This is a genomic window from Vogesella sp. XCS3 (genome assembly GCF_020616155.1).
Lineage (GTDB): Bacteria > Pseudomonadota > Gammaproteobacteria > Burkholderiales > Chromobacteriaceae > Vogesella.
Genome location: NZ_CP085530.1, coordinates 3251658 through 3278243 on the forward strand (window position 1 = coordinate 3251658; position 26586 = coordinate 3278243).

Here is a 26586-nt window from a genome sequence, read left to right on the forward strand (position 1 = left end):
TGGAAATGATCCGCAATTTTTTCAAAACCTTCCTGCTGGTTGAACTGGTGCAGGGCTTGATGGTGACCGGTCGTCACTTCTTTGCCCGCAAGATCACCGTTCAGTTCCCGGAAGAGAAGACGCCGATTTCACCGCGCTTCCGCGGCCTGCATGCGCAGCGCCGTTACGCCAACGGTGAAGAGCGCTGCATCGCCTGTAAGTTGTGCGAAGCAGTGTGCCCGGCCATGGCCATCACCATCGAGTCCGAACAGCGCGACGACGGCACCCGCCGTACCAGCCGCTACGATATCGACCTGACAAAGTGCATTTTCTGCGGTTTCTGCGAAGAAGCCTGCCCGGTAGATGCCATCGTCGAGACGCATATCTTCGAATATCACGGCGAGAAGCGTGGCGATCTGTACTACACCAAACCGATGCTGCTGGCGGTAGGTGACAAGTACGAAGCTGAAATCGCGGCCAACAAGGCTGCCGATGCCAAGTATCGCTAAGGGGGACTCATGAGCTTTCAGGCTGTCGTTTTTTATATTCTGTCGGCGATCCTGATCTTCGCGGGTTTCCGCGTGGTGACGGCTAAAAACCCGGTACATGCTGCACTGTACTTGGTGCTGGCTTTCTTTACTGCGTCCGGCCACTGGCTGCTGCTGCAGGCCGAGTTCCTGGCGATTGCCCTGGTACTGGTCTACGTCGGCGCGGTGATGGTGCTGTTCCTGTTTGTGGTGATGATGCTGGACATCAACGTAGAGAAACTGCGTGAAGGTTTCTGGCGTCATTTCCCGCAGGCCGCCACCGTGGCGCTGATCATGATGGCCGAGATCGTACTGGTTTTGTCCAGCCCGGAAGCGCATCTTGCCGATGTGAAACCGGCTGCTGCCGCTGCTGCGGCAGGCGAGATCAGCAACGTGAAGGTGCTGGGTCGTCAGCTTTACACCACGTACCTGCTGGCCTTTGAAGCTGCGGCCGTGATTCTGCTGGTAGCCATGGTGGCTGCGATCGGTATCACCATCCGTCAGCGTAAAGACAGCAAGTATGTTGATCCGGGGGTACAAGTACGCGTGCAGAGCAAAGACCGCGTACGTGTCGTGAAAATGGCAGCTACCAAGCGCCAGGACGACGCCGTATCCGATTCTAACGAGCAACAGGCCTGACGGCCGTAGATTGGGAGGACACGTGCTTACACTCACACACTTCCTGGTGCTGGCCGGCATCCTGTTCGCCATCAGCGTACTGGGTATTTTCCTGAACCGGAAAAACCTCATCGTGCTGTTGATGGCCATCGAGCTGATGCTGCTCGCGGTGAACTACAACTTCATCGCTTTCTCGCACTTCCTGTCGGATTCGGCAGGGCAGATTTTCGTCTTCTTCATCCTGACCGTTGCTGCCGCTGAGTCGGCAATCGGTCTGGCTATCCTGGTGGTACTGTTCCGCAATATGGACACCATCAACGTAGAAGACTTGGGCAGCCTCAAAGGCTAAAGAAACCGGATTTCAATTCTAAAAAGCACGACAAACATGGATATGAAGAGCTTATACCTGCTGATTGCGCTCTCACCTCTGGTGGGGTCGGTCATTGCAGGCCTGTTTGGATGGGCGATTGGTCGCCGTGCTGCTCACGTCGTGACAATTCTCGGCGTGGCGGTATCGGCGGTTCTCTCGATTGGCGTACTGAAGGGCTTCCTTGATGGAAGCGCCCAGGTATTCAATGGCCCTGTCTATACCTGGTTGACGGTGAATGGTTTTGAATTCTCTGTCGGCTTCCTGGTGGACTCCCTCACCGCGATGATGCTGGTCGTAGTCACCAGCGTTTCGCTGATGGTGCACATCTACACAATCGGCTACATGCACGAAGACCCGGGTTATCAGCGTTTCTTCAGTTACATCTCGCTGTTTACCTTCTCCATGCTGATGCTGGTGATGTCCAACAACTTCATCCAGCTGTTCTTCGGCTGGGAAGCTGTGGGCCTGGTGTCCTACCTGCTGATCGGTTTCTGGTTCAAGCGCCCGACGGCGACTTTTGCCAACCTGAAAGCGTTCCTGGTGAACCGTGTGGGTGACTTCGGCTTCCTGTTGGGTATCGGTCTGGTACTGGCGTATTTCGGCGGCTCGCTGAACTACACCGACGTGTTTGCTGCCGCGCCTGCGCTGGCCAGCAAAACCATCCAGATCATTCCTGGCGTGGAGTGGTCGCTGCTGACGGTCACCTGCATCCTGCTGTTCGTGGGTGCCATGGGTAAGTCTGCCCAGTTCCCGCTGCACGTGTGGCTGCCGGATTCCATGGAAGGCCCGACCCCGATCTCCGCGCTGATCCACGCTGCCACCATGGTGACAGCCGGTATCTTCATGGTGTCGCGCATGAGCCCGCTGTTCGAGATGTCTGATACCGCACTGAACGTGGTGATGGTAGCCGGCTCGATTACCGCGCTGTTCATGGGCTTCCTGGGTATTGTGCAGAACGACATCAAGCGCGTGGTGGCTTACTCCACCCTGTCGCAGCTGGGTTACATGACTGTTGCGCTGGGCGCGTCTGCCTACTCGGTAGCCATGTTCCACGTGATGACCCACGCCTTCTTCAAAGCCCTGCTGTTCCTGGGCGCCGGTTCCGTGATCATGGGCATGCACCATGACCAGGACATGCGCAATATGGGCGGCCTGCGCAAGTACATGCCGATTACCTGGCTGACTTCGCTGCTGGGCTCGCTGGCGCTGATCGGTACGCCGTTCTTCTCCGGCTTCTACTCCAAGGATTCCATCATCCTGGCGGTACAGGCGAGCAATCTGTCGGCATCGGGCTTTGCCTACTTTGCCGTGATTGCCGGTGTATTCGTTACCGCGTTCTACTCCTTCCGTATGTACTTCCTGGTCTTCCATGGCAAGGAGCGCTGGATGGAGGTGAAGCACGATCACCATCACCACGATGATGATCACGGTGACGAGCACCATCATGGTCTGGGCCCGAACGACAAGCCGCACGAATCGCCATGGGTGGTAACCCTGCCGCTGGTGATGCTGGCGATTCCGTCCGTGCTGATCGGTTTCTTTGCCCTGCACCCTCTGGTAGGTGGCGAGTTCTTCAAAGGCGTGATCTTCACCAACCTGGAGAAACACCCGGGTCTGGAGGCGGCCATGCACCACGCACACGATGCCGTGGCCATGGGTACGCATGCCTTTGTTAGCCTGCCGTTCTGGTTGGCCGCAGCTGGTGTGGCACTGGCCTGGTTCTTCTACATGAAGGCGCCGCATATTCCGGCCGCTATCAAGCAGAAGTGCTCCGGTGTGCATGCCCTGCTGGAAAACAAATACTACCTGGACGAAATCTATTTCGCCGTGTTCGCCAAAGGCTCTCGTGCGCTGGGTACTTTCTTCTGGAAAGTCGGCGACATGCTGCTGATTGACGGCTTGCTGGTAAACGGCACAGCGCGTCTGGTGGGCTACTTCTCCAGCGTGGTTCGCAAGCTGCAAACCGGCTTCATCTACAGCTACGCCGCCATCATGATTGTGGGCGTGCTGGTATTGATGACTTACTGGTTCAAGCCGCTGATCCTGCGCTAGGGTTGGTTACCGGAATCGATTTAACAAATAGGCTATCTATATGTTTTCTAATCCTTTGAGTCTGGTGATCTGGACTCCGATTGTGGCGGGCCTTCTGGTGCTGGCCACCGGCGGTGACCAGCGTGCCACGCTGGCGCGCTGGCTGGCACTGGCTGGTGCCCTGGCGGGGTTCCTGGTATCGCTGCCGCTGTTTACCCAGTTCAACAACCTGCATGGCGGCATGCAGTTTGTTGAGAACCTGCCGTGGATCGAATCCCTGGGGATTCGCTACCACCTGGGTGTAGACGGCATCTCCATGTTGTTTATCGTGCTGAACAGCTTTACCACCCTGATGGTGGTACTGGCTGGCTGGGAAGTTATCCAGAAACGTGCCGGCCATTACATGGCCGCCTTCCTGATCATGTCGGGCCTGATCAACGGTGCTTTTGCAGCACTGGATGCCATCCTGTTCTACGTGTTCTTCGAAGGCATGCTGATCCCGATGTACCTGATCATCGGTATCTGGGGCGGCCCGCGCCGTGTATACGCATCGGTGAAGTTCTTCCTGTACACCCTGCTGGGTTCCCTGCTGATGCTGGTAGCGTTCATCTACCTGTATTTCCAGGCTGGCAAGACTTTCGAGATCGAAGCCTTTCAGGCATTGGCCAAGATCCCGCGTGATGTGCAGCTGCTGCTGTTTGTAGCGTTCTTCCTGTCGTTTGCGGTGAAAGTGCCGATGTGGCCAGTTCACACCTGGCTGCCGGATGCCCACGTGGAAGCGCCTACCGGTGGCTCCATGGTACTGGCTGCTATCACCCTGAAGATCGGTGCTTACGGTTTCCTGCGATTTGCCCTGCCTATCGTGCCGGACGCTGCGCTGGAAGTGGCCCCGATCATGGTGGGCCTGTCGCTGGTCGCCGTGGTGTATATCGGCCTGGTGGCACTGGTGCAAACCGACATGAAAAAGCTGGTGGCGTACTCGTCCATCTCGCACATGGGTTTTGTTACTCTGGGCATGTTCCTGTTTACCGGTAGCCAGATGAACGTCTGGGCGCTGGAAGGCGCGCTGGTGCAGATGGTGTCGCACGGCTTCATTTCTGCCGGCATGTTCTTCTGCATTGGTGTGATGTACGACCGCGTGCATAGCCGCAATATCGCCGACTACGGTGGTGTGGCCAACAAGATGCCTATCTTTGCTGCCTTCATGATGCTGTTTGCCATGTCCAACTCCGGCCTGCCGGCTACCTCCGGTTTCGTGGGCGAGTTCATGGTGATCATGGGCGCGGTACAGGTGAACTTCTGGGTTGCTGCTTTGGCTGCCACTACCCTGATCTTCGGTGCTGCGTACACCCTGTGGATGTACAAGCGCGTGATCTTCGGTGAAGTAGGCAACGACCACGTAGAACACATGCAAGACGTGAACAAGCGCGAGTTCCTGGTGCTGGCCATCCTGGCGCTGGCGGTACTGGGCATGGGTCTGTACCCGCAGCTGTTCGTGGAGAAGATGCACCTCTCCGTGAACGATCTGATTGCGCACGTTGCGCAAAGCAAGCTCTAAGCTTACAAGGACAACGCTAATGAATTGGGCTGATCTCAACCTGATGCCGGCATTGCCCGAGATGTTTCTGCTCGGAGCTTTGCTGGTCATCCTGATGCTTGACCTCTTTATCTCGGATGCCAAGCGCGGCATTACCTACGGCCTGTCCCTGGTGACACTGGCGGTAGCTGCGTTCCTGCAGGTATCTACTTTTGAAACCTTCAGCACCATTACCCTTAGTGGCCTGTTTGTCGATGACCCGATGGCGGACATCGTCAAGGTCGCCATGTATGGCGTAACTGCTACTGTGCTGGTGTACACCCGCCAGTATGTAAAAGATCGTGGCCTGTTCAAGGGCGAGTACTACACCCTGGCGCTGTTTGCGCTGCTGGGCATGAACATCATGGTGTCGGCCGGTAACTTCATCAGCCTGTACATGGGCCTGGAGCTGCTGTCGCTGTCGCTGTGCTCGCTGATTGCCCTGCAACGTGACTCGGTAAAAGCCACTGAAGCCGCGATGAAGTACTTCGTACTGAGCGCACTAGCTTCCGGCCTGCTGCTGTACGGCATGTCCATGGTGTACGGTGCTACCGGCACACTGGATCTGGCTACCGTGGCGAAAGCCGTTGCCGGTGGCAGTGCCAATACCACCCTGATGGTCTTCGGCCTGGTGTTCATCGTAGCGGGTCTGGCGTTCAAACTGGGCGCCGTACCGTTCCACATGTGGGTGCCGGACGTTTACCAGGGTTCGCCTACTGCGCTGACGCTGATGATTGGTGCCGCGCCGAAACTGGCCGCCTTCGTGTTTGTCATCCGTATCCTGGTACAGGGTCTGGGTGCCATGGTGGCGGATTGGCAGGGCATGCTGATCATCATCGCGGTACTGTCCATGGCAATCGGTAACATTACCGCCATTGCCCAGACCAATATCAAGCGCATGCTGGCTTACTCCACCATCTCGCACATGGGTTTCCTGCTGCTGGGCCTGATCGCGGGTACACCGGAAGGCTACGCCTCGGCACTGTTCTATGCCGTGGTATACGTGCTGACCACGCTGGTAGGCTTCGGCATCTTGCTGGGTCTGTCGCGCGCCGGTTTTGAGTGCGAAACCCTGGACGACCTGAAAGGCCTGAACGGCCGCAACAGCTGGTACGCCCTGCTAATGCTGCTGGCGCTGTTCTCCATGGCTGGTATTCCGCCGCTGGCTGGCTTCTATGCCAAGTTTGCCGTGATCCAGGCTGTCGTGAACATCAACCTGGTATGGCTGGCCGTGGTGGCTGTGATCATGTCGCTGATCGGCGCCTTCTACTACTTGCGCGCCGTGAAAGTGATGTACTTCGATGAAGTACAGGACAACAGCCCGATTGCCATGCCGGCAGACATGAAGCTGGTACTGTCGGTAAACGGTATTGCCCTGCTGGTATTGGGCGTGGTGCCGGAACGTTTGGTGGCCATGTGTGTCGAAGCGATGCAATTGTCGCTTCACAGCCTGTAATCAAGGAATAGTTGATGGAAACCAGCGTTATCACCCTGCTCGTTCTGGCCTTTGTTGCGGCCAACCTGCCTTTCGCTACCCAGCGTCTGGCAGGTATCAAGAAACTGGCCAACAAGCATTTTGGCTGGCACTTGCTGGAGCTGGTAGCGCTGTACCTGTTGCTGGGTCTGCTGGCGCGCGTGCTGGAGGGCCGTATCAGCCCTGTGCACGTGCAGAACTGGCAGTTCTATGTGACAACGTTTTCGCTGTTCATGGTTTTTGCCTTCCCGGGCTTTGTCGCCCGGTATTTCTGGCAGGCACGCAGCCACTAAGTTGGCCGCATGAAAAAGCCCGGCGCATGCCGGGCTTTTTTCGTTTCTGTGCTGGCGTGTGGTATCCAGTATAAGTAGTAGTGACTGATGATCCCCGCCCCTGCGTCAGCTGTTTTCTTGTGCTGCGGCCAACCTTGCAGGCATGGCAAGGCTTGATGCTTGTGCGCATGGTTTGCACGGGCTGGCTAGGCAGCATGGCTGCCAGTGGGCGGGGGGATAAGGATGGAAGCTGGTGTTGATAGATCAATAAAAAACCGCTGCACTGGCAGCGGCTTTTTGCATGCGGGGCAGCGGGCTTAGTAAAAGCGCGCCTCGCCTTGCGGGCGGCTCTTGAAGCGCTTGTGCAGCCAGAAATACTGTGCCGGCGTTTCGCGGATGCGCTCTTCCAGGAAGGCATTCATGCGGCGGGTATCGGCTACCACGTCATCCGACGGGTAGTTTTCCCACGCCGGGTAGATGTCCAGCACAAAACGGCTACCTTCGCGGCGGGCAATGGCCGGTACCACCTTGGCGCGGGCCAGCCCGGCAATGCGCGACAGGCCGGTAATGGTGGCGGCGTCGGTTTCAAAGAACTTCACGAATACCGAGTCGCGTGCGCCAAAGTCCTGGTCGGGTAGATACAGGAATGGCGTGTGGTCCTTGCGCATGGCCTTGATGATGCTGCGCAGGCTTTCCTGGCGCGACACGATGTAGGCGTTATTAAAGCGGTTGCGGCCTTTGTAGAACTGTTCGTCCAGCGTCTTGTTTTTCTGGTGCGCATAGACGCTGACCAGCGGTACTTCCAGGTTCAGACGGTAGGCGCACATTTCGAAGGCGACAAAATGCGGGTAGAACAGGATGACATCTTCGCCGGCGTCGCGCAGGCGGCTAAGGTGCTCCAGGCCGCGTATCTCGACCAGATTGCGTAACCTGTCCGGCGACGACCACCACACCACGCCGTATTCCAGTACCAGTTTCATCATTTCGACAAAGTGGGCGCGTATCAGCGTACGCCGCTGCGCCGGGCTCATGTCGGGGAAGCACAGGCGCAGGTTGATCAGCCCCACGCGACGGCGTTCTTTGGCTAGTGCGTAAGCCAGCTGGCCCAGCAGCCAGGCCAGGGCATGAATGAGGCGCAGGGGGAGCAGGTGAATCAGCCACAACAGGGCCAGAGCAAGTTTCATCAGACAGCTTTCATTCGGAATCAGGGGCAGGCGCGCCAGCCGGGCGCTTGTAACGGTTGTAGCTCCACAGGTACTGGGCAGGCCAGCGGCGGATCAGGCTTTCCACTTCGGCGTTCAGGATGGCGCCATCCTGCTGCTTGTCCCCGGTAAAGGGTACGTTTTGCGGTTGGATGTGCACGGCAAAGCCTTGGCCATTCGCCAGGCGCTCGCCAGTAAACCACAGCACGGCAACGTCCTGCATCTGCGCCAGGCGCGGCAACAGGCTCATGGTAAACGCAGGTTGGCCGAAAAATGGTGCCCAGACGCCCTCGCCACTGCCTGGCACCTGGTCGGGCAGGATGATGGTGGCTTCGCCGGATTTCAGTGCCTTCATCAGCAGGCGCACACCGGCACCCGTTGCGGGGGCCGTTTTGGCGCTACCACGCGCACGGCCTTCGTTCATGATGGGTTCCAGCCAGGCCAGTTTCGAGGGCTTGTACATGGCGGTAAGCGGGAAGGGCAGGCGCGAGCTGAGATAGCGGCCGGCAATGTCGTAGCTGCCTAGGTGAGGCGTGACAAAGATCAGCCCCTTGCCTGCGGCCAACGCTGCCTCGACGTGCTCCCAGCCATGGCATTGTTTCACCAGCGATATCATATAGGCCGGCTCACGACACCACGCTATCGATAACTCCAGCATGCCTTTACCGCTTTCTGCGGCAGACTGTTTGACGAGGGCTTGATAAAGCTGATAACTTCCAGCGATTTTACTCGTGTCGAGATTCTCGCGTATGCGCGAGCGGACACGGGGTGACGCATAATAAAGCATTCGCCCAAGCAAGCTGCCCAAGGCATGCAACACAGGCAGGGGCAGGGACGCGAGTGCCTGCAGTATCAAACGTGCGAGTCGGGTCATGGGCTTGTACGCTAACGAAACGCGCTATTTTACCTTAACTCACTGGCCATTATCTGGAACGAAGACAATGAGCGAATATCTCTTTACCTCTGAATCGGTCTCGGAAGGTCACCCGGACAAAGTAGCGGACCAGATTTCCGATGCGATTCTGGACGCCATCCTGACCCAGGACAAATACGCCCGCGTAGCGGCCGAGACGCTTGTGAACACCGGCCTGGCCGTACTGGCCGGCGAAATCACCACCACGGCCAACGTGGACTACATCAAGATTGCGCGCGAAACCATCAAGCGCATCGGTTACGACAGCTCCGAAATGGGCTTCGACTATAACGGCTGCGCCGTGATGGTGTGCTACGACAAGCAGTCGCCGGATATCGCCCAGGGCGTGAACGAAGGCCAGGGCCTGGACCTGGAACAAGGCGCTGGCGACCAGGGCCTGATGTTCGGCTACGCTTGCGACGAAACGCCAACCCTGATGCCGTTCCCGATCTACTACGCGCACCGCCTGGTGCAGCGTCAGGCGGAGCTGCGCAAGGACGGCCGCCTGCCATGGCTGCGCCCGGATGCCAAGAGCCAGATCACCTGCGTATACGATACCGCTACCGGCCTGCCCAAGCGTATCGATACTGTCGTACTGTCTACCCAGCACCACCCGGATGTGGACTACGACACCCTGCGCGAAGCGGTAATCGAGCAGATCATCAAGCCGGTACTGCCGCCAGAGATGCTCACCGCTGAAACCAAATACCTGATCAACCCGACCGGCCGCTTTGTTATCGGCGGCCCGCAAGGCGATTGCGGCCTGACCGGTCGCAAGATCATTGTGGACACCTACGGTGGTGCCGCACCGCACGGCGGTGGCGCGTTCTCCGGTAAAGATCCGTCCAAGGTAGACCGCTCTGCCGCCTACGCTTGCCGCTACGTGGCCAAGAACATCGTTGCTGCCGGTCTGGCTCGCCAGTGCCAGGTACAGGTTTCCTACGCTATTGGCGTGGCGCAGCCTACCTCCATCGCCGTGGATACCTTCGGTACCAACGCGATCCCGAACGAGCAAATCGTCGAGCTGGTTAAACAGCACTTCGACCTGCGCCCGAAAGGCATCGTGCAGATGCTGGACCTGCTGCGCCCGATCTACGCCAAGACCGCCGCTTACGGCCACTTCGGTCGCGAAGAGCCGGAGTTCACCTGGGAGCGTACCGACAAGGTAGAAGCGCTGCGCGCTGCTGCCGGTCTGTAAGGCCCAAGGTTGGCCGCATACTGCGGCTTGCCATCCGCGCCCTGCCTGTTACCAGGTGGGGCGTTTTTACGTCTGGAGGCTTGTATGGCGCGGCCAGGCGGTAGAACACGCATGCCGGTGGGGCTGATTGTTGCGGCCTGTATTTTTTACGCGAATTGCGGCCAACCTTTTAACCATCTTCTGCCATAATGTCAGGATTCCGGGGAGCGCTGCGAGGCCATGCCCCAGGCCCGGAACAGTTCAAAACGGCGCTCACCTGCTTGTTCATCGGCCACCCTACCTGGTAGCCGGAATAACCCGTGCCGGGCACGGGATGCGCGGGTGAGCCATCCCTCCCGGCCTTCGTGATAAAGGATTTGCACGATGGCTGACTTCAACGACTACGTTGTTGCCGATATCAACCTGGCCGCCTGGGGCCGCAAAGAGCTGAACATTGCCGAAACCGAAATGCCGGGCCTGATGGCAATTCGCGAGCAGTTCAAGGATGCGCAGCCGCTGCGTGGCGCGCGCATTGCCGGTAGCCTGCACATGACCGTGCAGACTGCCGTGCTGATCGAAACCCTCACCGCGCTGGGTGCCGACGTACGCTGGGCCTCGTGCAATATCTTCTCTACACAAGACCACGCCGCCGCCGCGATTGCCGCCGCCAAGATTCCGGTATTTGCCTTCAAGGGCGAGAGCCTGGACGAGTACTGGGAATTCAGCCACAAGATCTTCGAATGGCCGGACAACCAGCCTGCCAACATGATTCTGGACGACGGCGGCGACGCCACCCTGCTGCTGATGCTGGGCAGCAAGGCCGAAAAAGACATCAGCGTGGTGGCCAACCCCACCAACGACGAAGAAACCGCGCTGTACGCCGCCATCAAGCGCTACCTGGCCATCGACCCGCAGTGGTACTCCAAACGCCTGCAGCACATCCAGGGCGTAACCGAAGAAACCACCACCGGTGTACACCGCCTGTACCAGCTGGAAAAAGACGGCGCGCTGCCGTTCCCGGCTTTCAACGTGAACGATTCCGTTACCAAGTCCAAATTCGACAACCTGTATGGCTGCCGCGAATCGCTGGTTGACGGTATCAAGCGTGCTACCGACGTGATGATCGCCGGTAAAGTAGCCGTGGTGCTGGGCTACGGCGACGTGGGCAAGGGTTGCGCACAAAGCCTGCGTGGCCTGGGCGCTACCGTATGGGTCACCGAAATTGACCCGATCTGCGCACTGCAGGCAGCGATGGAAGGCTACCGCGTGGTACGCATGGATGAAGTGGCCGACCAGGCCGACATCTTTGTGACCACCACCGGTAACGTGGGCGTGATCACCCACGACCACATGGTTCGCATGCGCAACAACGCCATCGTGTGCAATATCGGCCACTTCGACAGCGAAATCGAAGTCGCCAGCCTGCGCCAGTACCAGTGGGACAACATCAAACCACAGGTTGACCACATCATCTTCCCGGACGGCAAGCGCATCATCCTGCTGGCCGAAGGTCGTCTGGTAAACCTGGGTTGCGCCACCGGCCACCCGAGTTTCGTGATGTCCAACTCGTTTACCAACCAGGTACTGGCCCAGATCGAGATCTTCGCCAACCCGGGCAAGTACGACAGCAAAGTGTACGTGTTGCCGAAACACCTGGACGAAATGGTGGCCCGCCTGCACCTGGAGCGCATCGGTGCCCGCCTGACCGAGCTGAGCGACCAGCAAGCTGCCTACATCAGCGTGCCGAAAGAAGGCCCATATAAGCCTGCACACTATCGTTATTGATATTTGATGTCAGCGTGAAACGGGCAGGGCAGTAAAATGACCTGCCCGTTTTTGCGGCCAACGTTGGCCGCACCCGTTAGCGGCAGCAGACCGGCGCGGGGTGCCAGGGACCATCACAGACTATTTGCTAGAGTTCGCCATGACAGAACGTAACCGTACCTTCAGTTTCGAGTTTTTCCCGCCGCGCACGCCAGAAGGCGTGGCCAAGCTGCGCACGACGCGCCAGCAGCTGGCGCAGTTCAACCCGGAATTTTTCTCTGTGACCTTTGGTGCCGGAGGTACCACGCGTGACGGTACGCTGTCCACCGTGCTGGAGATCCGTAACGAGGGCTACGCCGCTGCACCGCATCTGTCGTGTATCGGCTCCACGCGCGACAACATCCGCGCCATCCTGAACGAATACCGTAATCATGGCATCCGCCATATCGTGGCGCTGCGTGGCGACATGCCATCCGGCATGGTGGAGGCGGGCGAATTCCGCTACGCCAACGAGCTGGTGAGCTTTATCCGTGAAGAACACGGTGATCACTTCCATATCGAAGTGGCGGCCTACCCGGAATTTCACCCGCAGGCCAAGTCGGCCGAAGACGACATCAACAACTTTGTGCGCAAGGTAAAGGCTGGTGCCAACTCGGCGATGACGCAGTACTTCTTTAACGCCGACGCCTACTTCCGCTTTGTGGACGAGGCACAGGCGCGTGGCGTGGACATCCCTATCGTGCCGGGCATCATGCCGATCGCCAACTTCGGCCAGCTGTGCCGCTTCTCGGACATGTGCGGCGCCGAAGTGCCGCGCTGGCTGCGTTTGCGCATGCAGGCGTATATGGACGACACCGCGTCTATCCGTGCGCTGGGGCTGGATGTGGTGACCGAGCTGTGCGACCGCCTGCTGGCAAATGGTGCGCCCGGCCTGCATTTTTACACGCTGAACCAGGCCGGTACTGTATCCACCATCTGGCAGCGTTTGGGGCTATAAATCCCGGCATGATCACAACCCCCTGCCGCGTTGCGGCAGGGGGTTTTTGTTTATGCGGATACGTCGTCGTCCAGGCCGAGTCTGGCGCTGATGACACGGTTGCGCCCCAGTTGTTTGGCTTGGTACAGGCATTGTGCTGCGGCTTCTTGCAGGGTGTTCTCATTGTCGTGTTGCGCACTATCCAGGCTGGCTACGCCCACGCTGGCTGTGATGCAGGTGGAGACGCTGGAGCTGATGTGCGGTATGCCAAGTTGCCAGATGGCTTGCCGCAGGTTTTCTGCCTGGCGGTAGGCGGCGTCGGCGCTGGTGCCGGGTAGCAGAATGCCGAATTCGTCTCCGCTCAGGCGGGCTATCACCACGGTTTGCCGGGCAAAGTGTTGTTGCAGTACGTCGGCCAGGCGTATCAGGCAGTGATCGCCTTCCAGGTGGCCAAAGCAGGCGTTGTAGTCGCTGAAGGCATCGATATTGAGCAGCAGCAGGGAAAGCGCCTGGCTGTTTTCTCTGGCTTGCTTATAGGCTTTCCGTAGTTGCAGCTGAAAGGTCGTGCGGTTTGCCAGGCCGGTCAGGCCGTCGATATTGGCCATGGCATCCAGCTTGTCACGTGCCAATGCCAGTTCTTGCCGTGTGGTTTCGTGCGTTTGCCGATATTGGCGTTGCAACAAGATATGGCTCAGCATCTCGCTGAACAGCCGCATCAGGGTGAGCTCCTTGTCCAGCCAGTCGCGCTTTTGCAGCACACTGTCGCAGCCAAAGAAGCCCAACACTTGCCCCTGATAAGACAGGGTAACCACCGCAATGCTCTGGATGCCGTGGGCGGCAAAGCGCATGCGCTCGTTATGGCCTTCTGGCGGCATATCCTCCAGCTGGCTTAAGGCCACCAGATGCTGCTTGATCAGCTGCGGCACAAACCAGGCGGACTCCTGTAGCGGGTAGTTTTCGTACAGGTGGGCTGTACTCGGTATGCCGGCACGGCACCATTCCTGGGTGTTGTGAATGCGTAGCGATGGCGCCACCCTGAACAGGTAGCAGCGATCCACTTCCAGCAAGTTACCGATGCGCGACAGGGCGATGCGGATCTCGCTTTCAATCTCGGCGTGGTCCAGCTGTATCAGGCGGCTAGACATTTCCGAGACCATCTGGTGAAAGCGTGATAGCTGGTCTAGCTCGGCGGTGCGCATGGCCAGCAGGCTGGATAACTGGTCGCGTTGTTGTGTCAGCTCGAAGCACGTTTGTCTGGTGCTTTGCAGTAGCGCCTCCCTGGCCTGGTCGTAGCGCTGCAATGTCTGGTCTAGCAGGTCGATTTCATTTTTTGCCGCGTGTACCCCGGCGCTATCCGGGCTGTGCCAACGGGTTGTCAGCTGTGCCAGTGGCGTCAGGATCTGGCGTTGCAGGTAACGCTGTGTCAGCCCTGTCATTAACAGAATAGCTACGATCAGTTCGGCCAGAGTCTGGGCGATATCCCGCCACAGTGTGTATTCGAGGCTGCGTAGCGACAAGCTTAAGCGCAGGGTGCCCAAGGGTTGTTCGCCGGTGCCTGCAGCCTGTATTGGCAGCTCGATACGATGGCTAGCCGGCAGCTGGCTGCTTAAGACCAGTTGCACCTGGCCACGGTTGTTCAGCAGGCTGACTTCTGCCACGCCCTCCAGGCTTTGTATACCCTTTAGCAGCTTTTGCTCCATGAGCGGGTCGACATCCCACACGCTTTGCGCCAGCAGTGGCATGAACTGTTGCTGCACCTGTACTGGCACGCGCTGCAAGAGCTGCTGCTGTTGCTCGCTACCCAGATAGAAGCGAACGCCTGCCACCAGCAGGCAGAATGCGCAGCTGGCGGCAACGATGGCGATGAGCCACGGGCGGGCGAGTGGATTGGCGAGTTTCAAGGCGGGCATTCCAGGGGGATATGGCTGCAATATAGGCAGTTGCAGGTGGCTTGAACAGGGGGTGGCAGGCGTGAAAAAGGCAGCCCGCAGGCTGCCTTGGTGAACCGTGTGGTTTTACTGGCCCAGGTGGTAGATGGGCAGCGAGGTGGTTTGTTTGAACTCTTTCAGGACAAAGCTGGATTTCACGTCCTCGACACCAGGCTGTTGTAGCAGCTCGTCCATGACAAAGCGCGAGAAATGTTGCAGGTCTTCAAAGTACACCTGCAGCAGGTAATCCATCTCGCCGGTCATGGCGTAGCAATTCACTACCTCTGGCCAGCGCTGCACCGCTTCCATAAAGCTGGTCAGATGCGCGCTGCCACCGCGCTTTTCCAGCGAAACACGTACAAATGCCTGCAGACCCAGGCCCAGTTTGGCTGGGTCTAGCAGTGCTACGTACTGGCGGATCACGCCGGACTCTTCCAGCTGTTTTAGCCGGCGCAGGCACGGGGAAGGGGACAGGGCAACTTTCTCGGCAAGTTCGACGTTGGTCAGACGTCCATTGGCTTGCAGGGCTGCCAACATTTTGATGTCGGTCTTGTCCAGGTTGGCCGTAAGCATGTTATCTCCTGATTTTGGGTTTGCTCTGGAATATTGTTTTATGTTTTTTACTTTCTCGGCACTATATCGCAAGAAAATTGCCAGCAAGTTTACTTAGAATAAAGCGCCTGAGCCAGACATTTTACACGGTGGCAGCAGATCACCGCAGGCTGAGTGAACAAGAGGAGACGCCGGTAGCCGCTAAAGCAGGCTGCAGGCATACAATTCGGGCATTTCTACGCAGGTGGCCAAGCTGCCGGCATGGAGCTGTGTTGTATTTTCATCTCCCGCTCTGCCTCGATGCGCCCCGGTGGCTGGCACGTCGCTGCAATACCCAACAGAGAAGCAGGCCCACGCAGGCCGCAAGAGGAGAGATAGATGAAAATGGAACATCAGCTGATGAACCCGCTGGCCACCGATGGTTTCGAGTTTGTTGAATACACCGCCCCCGACGCCGCTGGTGTCGAGAAGCTCAAGCAACTGTTTCTGTCGCTGGGCTTTATCGAAGTAGCGCGCCACCGCAGCAAAAACGTCAGCCTGTTCCGCCAGGGCGACATCAACTTTATCCTGAATGCCGAGCGCAGCCAGCCTGCCGCCGAGTTCGCCTCTGCCCACGGCCCATCCGCCTGCGCCATGGCCTGGCGTGTGAAAGACGCCGCCAAAGCTTACGAGTACGCGCTGGCACACGGTGCCACCCCGTACAACCGCCCGGTGGGTGCCATGGAGCTGAACATTCCGGCCGTGGAAGGTATCGGTGGCTCCGCGCTGTACTTTGTCGACCGCTACGGCCACGACAAGAACATCTACGATATCGACTTCGTACCGCTGGAAGGCGTAGAGCAATACCCGGCTGGTGTGGGCCTGATGGTGATCGACCACCTCACCCACAATGTGGTGCGCGGCAATATGGAGAAGTGGGGCGGCTTCTACGAGAACATCGCCAACTTCAAGGAAATCCGCTACTTCGATATCGAAGGCAAACTCACCGGCCTGGTGTCCAAGGCCATGACCAGCCCGTGTGGCAAGATCCGCATCCCGATCAACGAGTCGTCCGACGACAAGAGCCAGATCGAGGAATTCCTGAAGCAGTACAACGGCGAAGGCATCCAGCACATTGCGCTGACCACCGAAAACATCTACGAAACCGTGGAAACCCTGAAGGCACGTGGCACCCGCTTCCTGGACACCCCGGACACCTACTACGCCAAGGTAGACCAGCGTGTGCCGAATCACGGCGAAGACTTGGCCCGCCTGCAGAAAAACAGCATCCTGATCGACGGCGCTCCGGTAGAAGGCATCCTGCTGCAGATCTTTACCGAAACCGTGATCGGGCCGATCTTCTTCGAGATCATCCAGCGCAAAGGCAATGAAGGCTTTGGCGAAGGCAACTTCCGCGCGCTGTTCGAATCCATCGAAGAAGACCAGATCCGCCGTGGCGTGCTGAAAGCCGACTAAGCCCGCGCTACCGTATCGCGGCAAAGGGTTGGACGCCGGGCGCCGCCGGTACGGTCAACGGCTCTATATAAGGTTGGCCGCAGCCCATGCTGCGGCCAACGCATATCGATACTGCAAGACGAGACACACACATGAAACTCGCTACCTATCAGAACCAGACCCGCGACGGCCAGCTGCTGGTAGTCAGCCGCGACCTTAGCCGTGCCGTGGCCGTGCCGCAGATTGCGGCCAACCTGCAAGCTGCACTGGATAACTGGGCGCAGGCCGAACCCAAACTGCAAGAAGTGTACGCCGCACTGAATCAGGGCGAGGTGGCTGGCGAATTCGCCTTCGACCAGGCGCGTTGCCACAGCCCGCTGCCGCGTGCTTACCAGTGGGCTGACGGCTCGGCCTACCTGAACCACGTGGAGCTGGTGCGCAAGGCGCGGGGTGCCGAGGTGCCGGAAAGCTTTTACACCGACCCGTTGATGTACCAGGGCGGTTCCGACGCCTTTCTGCCGCCGCGTGCCGGCATCCCGCTGCGCGATGCTGCATGGGGCCTGGATTTTGAGGGCGAAGTCGCCGTCGTGACCGGAGATGTACCGCTGGGTGCCGATGCGGCCGAGTGCGCCAAGCATATCCGCCTGCTGATGCTGGTGAACGATGTGACGTTGCGCAACCTGATCCCCAACGAGCTGGCCAAAGGCTTTGGTTTCTTCCAGAGCAAGCCGGCTACCGCCTTCTCGCCGGTAGCGGTGACCCCGGACGAGCTGGGCGATGCCTGGCAAGACGGCAAGGTGCACCTGCCACTGTTGGTGGACTACAACGGCGCGTTCTATGGCAAGCCTAACGCCGGGGTGGAAATGCAGTTCAACTTCCCGCAGCTGGTGGCACACGTTTCGAAAACCCGCGAGCTGGTGGCCGGCTCCATCGTCGGTTCCGGTACCATTTCCAACCGCGACCGCAGCGTCGGCAGCTGCTGCCTGGCTGAGCAGCGCATGATCGAGATCATCGATAGCGGCGCCGCCACCACCCCGTTCATGAAGTTGGGCGACAGCGTGCGTATCGAGATGAAAGACGGCAGCGGCGCCAGCATCTTCGGCAGCATCGAACAGACCGTGGTGCAGCATGGCTGATGCGGCCAACGTTGGCCGCGTGCTGTATGGCTACTTTCGCTCCTCGGCGGCCTATCGTGTACGCATCGCCCTCAACCTGAAGGGGCTAGCGTACCGGCAGGCGCCCGTGAGCCTGGTAAAAGCCGAGCAGCGCAGCGCCGACTTTCTGGCATTAAACCCGCAGGGCCTGGTGCCGGCACTGCAGGATGGCGATGTGCTGCTGACCCAGTCGCTGGCCATTTGCGAATACCTGGACGAAGCCTATCCGGACACCGTGCAACTACTGCCTGCCGACCCGGCACAGCGTGCTCACATACGTGCCGTTGCCCAGGCTATCGCCTGTGACATCCACCCGGTAAACAATCTGCGCATCCTGAACTACCTCAAGACGGAGCTGGGGCAGGATGAGGTTGCGCGTAATAGTTGGTACCGGCATTGGGTGCAGGAAGGCTTTGCCGCGCTGGAGCAGCAGCTGGCGGCCAGTGCAGGGCAGTACTGCTTTGGCGACAGCATTACGCTGGCGGATGTTTGCCTGCTGCCACAGGTGTTCAATGCCCAGCGCTTCAACGTAGACATGGCGCCGTACCCCAGGCTGGCCGCCATTGCCGACGCTCTGGCTGCGGTGCCTGAGTTTGCCGACGCACACCCGTCGCGCCAGCCGGACGCAAACTGATTCGCCTCCTACCAATGCAAGCCCTGCCATCGAAAGGCGGCAGGGCTTTTTGACGTCTGCAAGCTGGGCAATATCCGCTAGTCTCTATCGATGCGATCTAATAACCCAGTTCTTTCTTGGTAGGTCAGAGCGCTACTTGCATACGCTATTGCTGACTTCGTCATTCCAACGCTTTGTGCTGGTAGTGGTTATTGAACCCAATCCACTCGCCATCACAGGGCTGGTGTGTGTCCAGCCTGTAAAACGATATTGCACTTTCGTCGATCGCCCATTCAACCTATCGCTCCGCGCCTGCGTATACGATGTGATGAACCCCTGTTGTGGGCCGTATCGCCGTTCACCAGTGTAGAGTAGCTGCAGCCGGTAAATATCAAGCCGTTGTCCCGGTACCGCAGCTGCTGTTGCTGCGCTCGGCCCGGGCAGCCAAAGCGAACGACACTAGCCACGTTCGGTACCCCCACATTGCCGCCCCACGACGAAACCACCAGTATCGCCAGATGATGGAACGCAGTGCCGGTCTTTGCCCCGCCATTGCCCTGCTCACGGCCCATGCTTGCGGTGAGGCTTGAACCACGCCGCAGTATTGCCATCACCAGTGAGATGCGGCAGCTTGCATCAGGGCCGGTGAGCAGTCTTGGTGCCCGCGGTGGCTAGTGCCACCGTTGATGCGCTGTCGATAGGGCATCAAACAGGTCAGGAGACGTTTGTTACTTTGTGGGACGATTTGGTGGTGTAAAAGCAAGTGCAGGCAGACGGCGAATGTCTTTGTGCCGGATGACACGAGTGGTAGTGGCAAGTCAGTAGCGGCTGGAGGTCGCGTGCTGCCAGGCTGCACTCATAGTGAGTCAGTATCTGCGGCCAACCTCTATGTTACTCAGGTGCTGTCGGGTGCAAGCGCCACAGGGTAATCAACGCTGGTGCGAGCCGCTATGGCCGGCATAGCACCGTTACTAGCTGGCCCACGGCAGCGGGAAATGCAGATTTTTGCGTATTTTTCCATAAATGCCTTGACGCCATTGGCTGCGTCTGCTTTAATGCGTGTCTCTGATGCAACGCGACAGCGTTGAGCAAGAAGGCCAATTAGCTCAGTTGGTAGAGCAACGGATTGAAAATCCGTGTGTCCTTGGTTCGATTCCGAGATTGGCCACCAAAAAACTTGCAGGTACCATACCGGTCAGCAGACTGGCCAATTAGCTCAGTTGGTAGAGCAACGGATTGAAAATCCGTGTGTCCTTGGTTCGATTCCGAGATTGGCCACCAAATATAAAACCCCAGCTAGAAATAGCTGGGGTTTTTTATTCCAAGAAGCGGCTGGTCTATGGTGTGCTGTAATTTTCCAATATAAACCAGCTCGGGTCATAATTTGCACTGACCTCAGACTGGACTATCCCTGGTGCAGTAAACGAACTCCTGCCACACGCCAAGGAGCGCTCAAGGCCTCGGGACTGGTGCAGCCACAAGTGACTGTGGCGGCGGTCAGCTTCACTGCAGTGGATTCCGCGTCGACTCATGTTGGGTTCAAGATCGTGGGAGAGGCAGAAACGGCGCCAATCATCACTGCGATATGGCGAGCCCTGATCTGAATGGACCAGCACGCGTCCTGTAGATTCGCGCCCCCACGGCGCCACCAGCAGAGCGTCCAACGCCAATTCGCAGCTCAATATCGGTGTCATCGACCAGCCGACCCACCTTGCGTGAGAGCAAGTCGATCGCCATCGCCAGATAAAGCCAGCCTTGCCAGGTACTGATGTAAGTAATGCCCATTACCCAGGGGCAGGCTGTGACGTCGTGAACTCGCGATTCAGATGGCTGGGGGCCAGACCAGCGATAGGTCGTGGCGCCTTATAGCCGCGCTGTGTCTTGGTGCTGTGTTGGCGCATGATTCGGGCGACACAGTGTTTGCCGCATGCCTCTCTGATCTCGTATAGGTCACCCGGCACTCGGAGCGACCCATAAGCCCCGCCACTGGCTCGTCAGTGAGTCGCGAATCAACGCTAGCAATCTAGCATCTTCCTTGGAGTGATCAGACTCGGGGCGGTATAGCCATTGATAGCAGCCGGCGCGGGCAATTTGCAACAAGCAGCGCATGGTCGTCAGCGGCCAGGTATGTCGATGCTCGTTCATGAAGCGGTATCTTGCTCGGACTCCCTGGCAAAGTACCGCGCGGCTTTTTTTTAGATCCTTCATGGAATAGTGGGAACGTGATGTAAACGCCAGACGTGAGAACGGCGCTATCAGGTAGGTTGTTTATGCGACCAAACCAGCCAAGCCACACCGCCTTCTCATGCCCGATGATATGCGCACCTTCCGTTCTGGGAAGGCTTCACCGTCACTTCCTTCCAGCGCCCCGCCGATGCCCTCCATCTGGTCCTGGAGCCAACACCCGATATGCCACGCCGTTGCAGTGGCTGCCAGCGCGTAGGCAGCCCCTTGCATAAGTCCCGCTGGCGCACTCTACGCGACCTGCCCATCCTCAGCCACCCCGTCTGGCTGTGCGTCAGGCTACGCCGCGTGCGCTGCCCGTACTGCGGCCCGAAGCAGGAATAAGTTCGCTGGCTCGGCCGCTATACCCGGCTGACCTACCGTCTGGCCGAGACCGTCGCGCACTGGTGTAGCAAGCTGCCGATTCGTCACGTCGCCGCGCTGTTTGGCTTGCACTCAGACACTATTCGGCTGCTGGAGCTACCCCGCCTTGGGCACCTTGTCCGAGCCTGAGCCGCGCCACCTGGTGATGGACGAATTTGCGCTCTACAAAGGCCATCGCTACACCACCGTCGTCATGGACATCAATACCGCCTTCGACCTGGCGGTGAAGGCGCACTGCCCGAAGGCACGGGTGGTCTACGACCTGTTTCACGTGGTGGCCAAATACGGGTGGGAGGTGATCGACCGGGTGTGCGTGGACGAGGCCAACCGTCTGTGCGATGACCGCTCGGCCCGTCGGGTGATCAAGCAGTCGCGTTGGTTGCTGTTGCGCAATACGGAGAACCTGAAGAACGACGGGCAGCGCATCCATTTGGGCGAGTTGCTGGCAGCCAATCAGGACTTGGCGACGGTGTACGTGATGAAAGCGGGGCTGAAGGAGACGGGTTGGGCGTGGCTGCGGGCGTGGAAAGACTGGCTGGCGCAAGCCAAGGAAAGCGGTATCGAATCATTGGCGGCTATCGGGCTACTGGCGGGACATTCTGAGCTGGGTGCGCTGGCCGATGCACCCCGGCCAGCTGGAAGGCCTCAACAACCGGATCAAGGTGATGAAGCGAATGACCTATGGTTACCGGGACCGCCAGTACTTCTTCCTGAAGATCAAAGCCGCCTCCCCGGTAATCCGTGAAGAACCTCTTCTTAGAATATCTCGTTCTTCTGTGCGACGCGGTTGCGCCTTCCGGCGAAGGATTTCGCTCGTGGCCTCGATCAGCTCGGCAGTCTGTTTCTCTGAGTTATCCCGGGCGACTGCTGTCACCCATTTGTACAGGCTATGGCTGGAAACCCCAAGCCGGACTGAAGCCTCGGCCACAGAGTAGCTGCGTTCAGTGGCCTGCTTGACGGCTTCATCTTTGAATTTTGGGGGGAATGCTGTGTGCTCATGGATATTCTTTCATGCTAAAGTCATGGCGCAGAGTTGCCTACAGGAGCCGGGTCAGTTCAAGCCGAAGCATGACTGGGGTTGCTGCGCTTCTCTCCATGCCAGTTGTCTGGGGGGGCGATCGTCATCGCCGCGATCCTTACGTCGCACGCTTTTATGGCTGGTCCACGCCTGAATCAAGGTACCATTGACGTTGAAATGTTCACCAGATAGCAGCCCTGTATTGGCGGCCATCTCGACAGTGGTATTGAATAATTCGGTGATGGCATCAAAGGTAAGCAGCCGGTCACGGTTCTGAGTGGTTCTACATGGGGTCCTTGATGGCGAGGCTGACGAACCAGCGGAACAGTAGGTTGTAGGAGATCTGTTCGACCTACAGTCGCTCGCTGCGGATGCTGTAGCGCACCTGAAACAACATGGAGTGCATCCGTTTCTAGGGTGCAATGCTTGGTCGTCCGCCTTTGACCTCGGGCTCGTACATTGCGGAGAGGCGGGTATCCATATTGGTGAGGGCTTGGTTGAGCTAGGTGCAGATGGGGAGCAGGGGATAGTTGGGCGGAACGAATTCCTCAAACCATATAGTGGTGAACAGCGCTCCGTTATAACCGTCCGTTCCATTCATTGGGCATCCTTCCATCTTGAGTGCTTGTTCGCATCGTCGCTGATCGGTGTGCGAGACGCCAGTATTTCAACAGCCTGCTAAGTATCTAGCCTCGGACGATTAGGTACCTACTTTTTGAACAGTTCAGCATGTGATTTTTGCCACTGCTTCATCGCCTGCAATGGTGTCTGATGCGCCAACATCCTTTGCGGCAGATGCTGGTTGTACTGCAAGACATGGTGCAGCAGCGTCGCCTCCATATCTTGCCCAGACTCGAAGCGATGTGCGGCAAGTACCTCGCTGATACGCCCGTTGAAGCGCTCTACCATGCCATTCGTCTGCGGATGGCTGTAATGGCCCACTAAAAACCTGCACAGGTCATAATTCACACAGGAGCACGTGATGAGCATGACCATGGAAGACGATATCAAACGCTGGACCGCCAAGCGCAAAGCCGCGCTGGTGATGGAGATCATTCAAGGCAAGAGCACGGTGGCAGGGGCCTCCCGCGCCTTCGACCTGGCCTCCCTCCGAGATCGAAACCTAGGTCGATGAGGCAAAGCGCGGCATGGAGAACGCCCTGCGTGCCAAGCCGATGGACATCCGCGAGCAGTACGAAAAACAGCCCAAAGAACTGCAGGAAGCCTACGGCGAAGCCATGCTGGAGCGGCGCGCCCGAACAGGCTTTTGCTGCTTGTTTGTGCGGGATATTGTTATGACGATGTGGACCCGGAAAAAAGTTGCTGGGTATAATGTTCAAGTTCTTACAGAACATTAGCGCTGCCGCTGCAAGAAATTGTTGCTAGCGGAATGCCAAAGTAGTAGCAAAACGGAAGTGCAATCATGTCCCTGTCAGTCAAAGTGAGTTCGTTAGTGACCAGTCGTCAAGCAAAGCTACAGGAAGATACATACTTCCGTGTGATGCGGATCTTGCAAGAAAACCCAGATCTTACCCAGCGAGAGCTGGCAGAGCGGCTGGGCATCAGTGTGGGGGGGCTCAATTATTGCTTAAAGGCACTGATGGATAAAGGTCTTGTGAAGATGAAAAATTTCGCCAACTCAAAGAACAAATTTGGTTATGTCTATGTGCTTACTCCACGAGGCATGGTAGAGAAAGCGGCTATCACACAGGGGTTTTTGCTACGAAAAATGGCAGAGTATGACGCACTGAAGGCTGAGATCGACGCACTAAAGGCAGAGGTTGCAATATCAGATGAGAAAGAAACCCCAAGATATGATTAAAGTAGCGCCTGTTATTCTGTGCGGAGGCTCCGGTACTCGCCTATGGCCACTGTCGAGAACCGGTTTTCCAAAGCAATTCTTATGCTTGACAGGCGGTGAGAGTTTGTTTCAGCAAGCTGCGATGCGTTTTTCTAGCCTAAAGACCTCCGAGATTGTGTTGGCTCCTCCACTCATTGTTACTGGTGAAGACCATCGGTTTCTGGTTGTCGAACAATTGCGAGAAATAAACGTTGAATCTTGTTCTGCGCTGCTGGAGCCTGTTGGAAGGAACACCGCGCCAGCACTAACCCTGGCAGCACTAGCAGCATCTGCTGACGGCGAAGATCCTGTGCTTGTTGTGACGCCTGCGGATCAGACGGTAGTTGATACTGATGCTTTTATTAAAGCTACTCAAGCTGCGATTAAAGAGGCACAAGCTGGTGCAATAGTTATTCTCGGTATAAAACCCGATGTACCTGAAACAGGTTATGGATATATCCAAGTAAGTAATGAGGCTAGATTAGGTGCATCTTATAACGTAGCTCGCTTTGTTGAGAAACCAAATCAGGCTACTGCACAGCGCTACCTTGCCGAGGATGGTTACTACTGGAATGCTGGGATATTTGTGCTGAAAGCATCTGTGTGGTTAAGTGCGCTCAATGAGTTCCGACCAGATATTCTTGATGCCACCCGTTTGGCATGGGAGGGGAAATCTACTGACTCACAGTTTATTAGGCCTAGTAGAGATGAGTTTTCCGCCGTTCCATCAGAGTCAATTGACTATGCGGTTATGGAGCAATGCCATAATAGTCAATTTGCAGTTAAGATGATTCCGCTTGATGCAGGCTGGAGCGATTTGGGATCATGGGATGCTGTATGGAAAGTTTTATCAAAGGATGGCTTCGGTAACGCCCATATTGGTGATGTAGTAGCAACGGATAGCTCAAATACTCTGGTGCATGCTACAAGCCGGTTGGTAAGTCTGGTTGGTGTTAATGATATTGTTGTGGTCGAGACGCCCGATGCCATCCTTGTTGCGGATAGATCTCGTAGCCAGGATGTTAAGCATATTGTCAATGTGCTGAGTAAAAATAAACGTGAAGAAGAAACACTGCACCGTAAGGTTCATCGTCCGTGGGGGTGGTACGATAGCGTGGACGAAGGTGGACGTTTTAAAGTAAAAAGAATTCAAGTTAACCCGAAGGCTAGTTTAAGTCTTCAAATGCACCATCACCGAGCCGAACATTGGATAGTAGTCAAAGGTACGGCTAAAATTACAAATGGTGATAAAGTTTTTTTATTGACTGAAAATCAGTCGACTTATATTCCACTGGGCGAAGTGCACCGGCTTGCTAATCCTGGGACGATACCGCTTGAAATCATAGAAATTCAATCAGGTACATACCTAGGGGAAGATGATATTGTACGATTTGAAGATCCATATGGAAGAGAATAGAATGGAAAATTCTGTTAAGAAAGTTGCTTTAATTACTGGCATAACTGGTCAGGATGGCTCATATCTGGCTGAATTTTTACTGGGGAAAGGCTATCTTGTGCATGGTGTAAAGCGCAGGGCTAGCTCATTCAATACTCAGCGTGTAGATCATATTTTTCAGGATCCACACGCTGAAAATGTAAACCTAAAACTACACTATGGTGACTTGACAGATACAAGTAACTTGGTTCGTATCATACAGGAAGTTCAGCCTGACGAGATTTATAATCTTGGTGCGCAAAGTCACGTCGCTGTTAGCTTCGAAAGCCCTGAATATACTGCAGATGTTGATGCTATGGGGACACTGCGTATACTTGAAGCAATACGTATCCTTGGTCTTGAAAAAAAGACACGCTTTTATCAAGCATCTACTTCTGAACTTTACGGCTTAGTTCAAGAAATCCCACAAAGAGAAACAACGCCATTCTATCCTAGAAGTCCCTATGCTGTTGCAAAAATGTATGCCTATTGGATAGTTGTGAATTACCGTGAAGCATATGGGATATATGCATGTAATGGCATTTTGTTTAATCATGAAAGCCCCCGCCGTGGTGAGACTTTTGTAACAAGGAAGATAACGCGCGGTCTTGCTAATATCGCGCAAGGTCTGGATAAGTGCATGTTCATGGGAAATATGGATGCGCTGAGAGACTGGGGGCATGCAAAAGATTATGTCCGAATGCAGTGGATGATGTTGCAGCAAGATCACCCCGAAGACTTTGTGATAGCAACAGGTGTGCAATATAGTGTCCGTCAGTTTATACAATGGTCTGCATCAGAGTTAGGCATTTCATTGCGTTTTGAGGGTTGTGGGGTAGATGAGCATGCGATAGTTGATGCAATTGTTGGCGATAAAGCACCAGCTCTAAAAGTTGGAGACATTGTTGTTAGAGTTGATTCACGTTATTTCAGACCAACTGAAGTTGAGACACTGCTCGGTGATCCTTCTAAAGCTAAAGAGAAGTTAGGGTGGGTGCCAGAGATAACAGTGCAAGAAATGTGTAAAGAAATGGTATTGCATGACCTTGAACAAGCACGACAACATGCGCTACTGAAACAGCATGGTTATGATGTTTCGCACTCTATCGAGTAATGAGGTGATTAT

Annotated in this window: 23 protein-coding genes, 2 tRNA genes, 4 pseudogenes and 1 riboswitch; of the genes and pseudogenes, 21 read left to right on the forward strand and 8 right to left on the reverse strand. The window is 56.7% G+C overall.

Annotated features, from left to right (window positions below):
* Positions 1-8: 8 nt before the first annotated feature.
* Genes nuoI through LCH97_RS15510 form a run of 7 tightly spaced genes read left to right on the forward strand, consistent with a single transcriptional unit; the run spans position 9 to position 6868 of the window.
* Positions 9-488, forward strand: a complete 480-nt coding sequence (gene nuoI, locus LCH97_RS15480) for an NADH-quinone oxidoreductase subunit NuoI (protein WP_197693963.1) — start codon at positions 9-11, stop codon at positions 486-488.
* A 9-nt stretch (positions 489-497) separates the two neighbouring features.
* A complete protein-coding gene (locus LCH97_RS15485; RefSeq protein ID WP_227302463.1) occupies positions 498-1145 on the forward strand; it encodes an NADH-quinone oxidoreductase subunit J in 648 nt (215 codons plus the stop codon).
* 22 nt (positions 1146-1167) lie between these two features.
* Positions 1168-1473, forward strand: coding sequence for an NADH-quinone oxidoreductase subunit NuoK (nuoK, locus tag LCH97_RS15490; RefSeq protein ID WP_026108088.1), 306 nt, complete (start codon positions 1168-1170; stop codon positions 1471-1473).
* Between the two features lie 36 nt (positions 1474-1509).
* Positions 1510-3546, forward strand: a complete 2037-nt coding sequence (nuoL, locus tag LCH97_RS15495) for an NADH-quinone oxidoreductase subunit L (RefSeq protein ID WP_227302464.1) — start codon at positions 1510-1512, stop codon at positions 3544-3546.
* A 40-nt stretch (positions 3547-3586) separates the two neighbouring features.
* Entirely contained in the window at positions 3587-5083 is a 1497-nt protein-coding gene (locus tag LCH97_RS15500; protein ID WP_026108086.1) for an NADH-quinone oxidoreductase subunit M, read from the forward strand.
* Between the two features lie 19 nt (positions 5084-5102).
* Positions 5103-6557, forward strand: coding sequence for an NADH-quinone oxidoreductase subunit NuoN (gene nuoN, locus LCH97_RS15505; protein ID WP_227302465.1), 1455 nt, complete (start codon positions 5103-5105; stop codon positions 6555-6557).
* A gap of 14 nt (positions 6558-6571) precedes the next feature.
* Positions 6572-6868, forward strand: coding sequence for a DUF2818 family protein (locus LCH97_RS15510; RefSeq protein ID WP_017509617.1), 297 nt, complete (start codon positions 6572-6574; stop codon positions 6866-6868).
* A gap of 296 nt (positions 6869-7164) precedes the next feature.
* Here the strand turns inward: LCH97_RS15510 and LCH97_RS15515 are convergent, their stop codons facing one another.
* Both LCH97_RS15515 and LCH97_RS15520 read right to left on the reverse strand, forming a co-directional pair.
* A complete protein-coding gene (locus LCH97_RS15515; RefSeq protein WP_227302466.1) occupies positions 7165-8031 on the reverse strand; it encodes a lipid A biosynthesis lauroyl acyltransferase in 867 nt (288 codons plus the stop codon).
* Between the two features lie 10 nt (positions 8032-8041).
* Entirely contained in the window at positions 8042-8923 is an 882-nt protein-coding gene (locus tag LCH97_RS15520) for a lysophospholipid acyltransferase family protein (RefSeq protein WP_227302467.1), read from the reverse strand.
* A 67-nt stretch (positions 8924-8990) separates the two neighbouring features.
* Here LCH97_RS15520 and metK point away from each other — a divergent pair, with 67 nt between their 5' ends.
* From metK to metF, 3 genes are all read left to right on the forward strand, one after another.
* Positions 8991-10160, forward strand: a complete 1170-nt coding sequence (metK, locus tag LCH97_RS15525) for a methionine adenosyltransferase (RefSeq protein ID WP_227302468.1) — start codon at positions 8991-8993, stop codon at positions 10158-10160.
* Positions 10161-10355: 195 nt separating this feature from the next.
* A riboswitch (S-adenosyl-L-homocysteine riboswitch) is annotated at positions 10356-10421 on the forward strand.
* Between the two features lie 102 nt (positions 10422-10523).
* Positions 10524-11924, forward strand: a complete 1401-nt coding sequence (gene ahcY, locus LCH97_RS15530) for an adenosylhomocysteinase (protein ID WP_227302469.1) — start codon at positions 10524-10526, stop codon at positions 11922-11924.
* 139 nt (positions 11925-12063) lie between these two features.
* Positions 12064-12900 (forward strand): methylenetetrahydrofolate reductase [NAD(P)H], encoded by an 837-nt coding sequence (gene metF / locus LCH97_RS15535; RefSeq protein ID WP_227302470.1) that lies wholly within the window; start codon positions 12064-12066, stop codon positions 12898-12900.
* Between the two features lie 50 nt (positions 12901-12950).
* Here metF and LCH97_RS15540 read toward each other — a convergent pair whose 3' ends face one another.
* Both LCH97_RS15540 and LCH97_RS15545 read right to left on the reverse strand, forming a co-directional pair.
* Positions 12951-14780, reverse strand: a complete 1830-nt coding sequence (locus tag LCH97_RS15540; RefSeq protein ID WP_227302471.1) for a sensor domain-containing diguanylate cyclase — start codon at positions 14778-14780, stop codon at positions 12951-12953.
* Positions 14781-14894: 114 nt separating this feature from the next.
* On the reverse strand, positions 14895-15380 hold the full coding sequence (locus tag LCH97_RS15545) for an Lrp/AsnC family transcriptional regulator (protein WP_017509610.1): 486 nt from the start codon (positions 15378-15380) through the stop codon (positions 14895-14897).
* Positions 15381-15737: 357 nt separating this feature from the next.
* Here LCH97_RS15545 and hppD point away from each other — a divergent pair, with 357 nt between their 5' ends.
* From hppD to LCH97_RS15570, 5 genes are all read left to right on the forward strand, one after another.
* Positions 15738-16814 (forward strand): 4-hydroxyphenylpyruvate dioxygenase, encoded by a 1077-nt coding sequence (gene hppD / locus LCH97_RS15550; protein WP_227302472.1) that lies wholly within the window; start codon positions 15738-15740, stop codon positions 16812-16814.
* Positions 16815-16945: 131 nt separating this feature from the next.
* The gene (locus tag LCH97_RS15555; RefSeq protein ID WP_227302473.1) at positions 16946-17929 is read left to right on the forward strand and encodes a fumarylacetoacetate hydrolase family protein; all 984 of its coding nucleotides are present in this window, start codon (positions 16946-16948) and stop codon (positions 17927-17929) included.
* Positions 17922-18581 carry a maleylacetoacetate isomerase gene (maiA, locus tag LCH97_RS15560; RefSeq protein ID WP_227302474.1) on the forward strand — a complete coding sequence of 220 codons (660 nt, stop codon included), beginning with the start codon at positions 17922-17924 and terminating at the stop codon, positions 18579-18581. Before LCH97_RS15555 ends, maiA begins: the two co-directional genes overlap by 8 nt.
* Positions 18582-19655: 1074 nt before the next feature.
* Positions 19656-19731 (forward strand) — tRNA-Phe (locus LCH97_RS15565).
* A gap of 34 nt (positions 19732-19765) precedes the next feature.
* A tRNA-Phe gene (locus LCH97_RS15570) sits at positions 19766-19841 on the forward strand.
* A gap of 236 nt (positions 19842-20077) precedes the next feature.
* Here the strand turns inward: LCH97_RS15570 and LCH97_RS18895 are convergent.
* Positions 20078-20756: pseudogene (locus LCH97_RS18895) on the reverse strand (IS3 family transposase); the annotation flags it as partial.
* A gap of 135 nt (positions 20757-20891) precedes the next feature.
* Here LCH97_RS18895 and LCH97_RS18900 point away from each other — a divergent pair.
* A pseudogene (locus tag LCH97_RS18900) lies at positions 20892-21901 on the forward strand (transposase); the annotation flags it as partial.
* Here the strand turns inward: LCH97_RS18900 and LCH97_RS15590 are convergent.
* The 3 genes and pseudogenes from LCH97_RS15590 to LCH97_RS15600 all read right to left on the reverse strand — a co-directional run.
* Complete coding sequence (locus tag LCH97_RS15590) at positions 21853-22170, reverse strand: transposase (protein WP_370630737.1); 318 nt, start codon at positions 22168-22170, stop codon at positions 21853-21855. The pseudogene LCH97_RS18900 and the gene LCH97_RS15590 overlap by 49 nt on opposite strands.
* A gap of 56 nt (positions 22171-22226) precedes the next feature.
* A pseudogene (locus tag LCH97_RS15595) lies at positions 22227-22786 on the reverse strand (transposase); the annotation flags it as partial.
* 107 nt (positions 22787-22893) lie between these two features.
* A pseudogene (locus LCH97_RS15600) lies at positions 22894-23112 on the reverse strand (integrase core domain-containing protein); the annotation flags it as partial.
* Between the two features lie 55 nt (positions 23113-23167).
* Between LCH97_RS15600 and LCH97_RS15605 the strand changes: the two are divergent.
* The 5 genes from LCH97_RS15605 to gmd all read left to right on the forward strand — a co-directional run bounded on the left by LCH97_RS15605 (position 23168) and on the right by gmd (position 26574).
* Positions 23168-23320, forward strand: a complete 153-nt coding sequence (locus LCH97_RS15605; RefSeq protein ID WP_227302476.1) for a hypothetical protein — start codon at positions 23168-23170, stop codon at positions 23318-23320.
* A gap of 13 nt (positions 23321-23333) precedes the next feature.
* Positions 23334-23543: a hypothetical protein gene (locus LCH97_RS15610; protein ID WP_227302477.1), complete on the forward strand. Its 210-nt coding sequence runs from the start codon at positions 23334-23336 to the stop codon at positions 23541-23543.
* 65 nt (positions 23544-23608) lie between these two features.
* Positions 23609-24007, forward strand: a complete 399-nt coding sequence (locus LCH97_RS15615) for a MarR family EPS-associated transcriptional regulator (protein WP_227302478.1) — start codon at positions 23609-23611, stop codon at positions 24005-24007.
* On the forward strand, positions 23979-25442 hold the full coding sequence (locus tag LCH97_RS15620; RefSeq protein WP_304956718.1) for a mannose-1-phosphate guanylyltransferase/mannose-6-phosphate isomerase: 1464 nt from the start codon (positions 23979-23981) through the stop codon (positions 25440-25442). Before LCH97_RS15615 ends, LCH97_RS15620 begins: the two co-directional genes overlap by 29 nt.
* A complete protein-coding gene (gmd, locus tag LCH97_RS15625) occupies positions 25429-26574 on the forward strand; it encodes a GDP-mannose 4,6-dehydratase (protein ID WP_227302479.1) in 1146 nt (381 codons plus the stop codon). The genes LCH97_RS15620 and gmd overlap by 14 nt, the downstream gene beginning before the upstream one ends.
* The last annotated feature ends 12 nt before the right edge of the window (positions 26575-26586 follow it).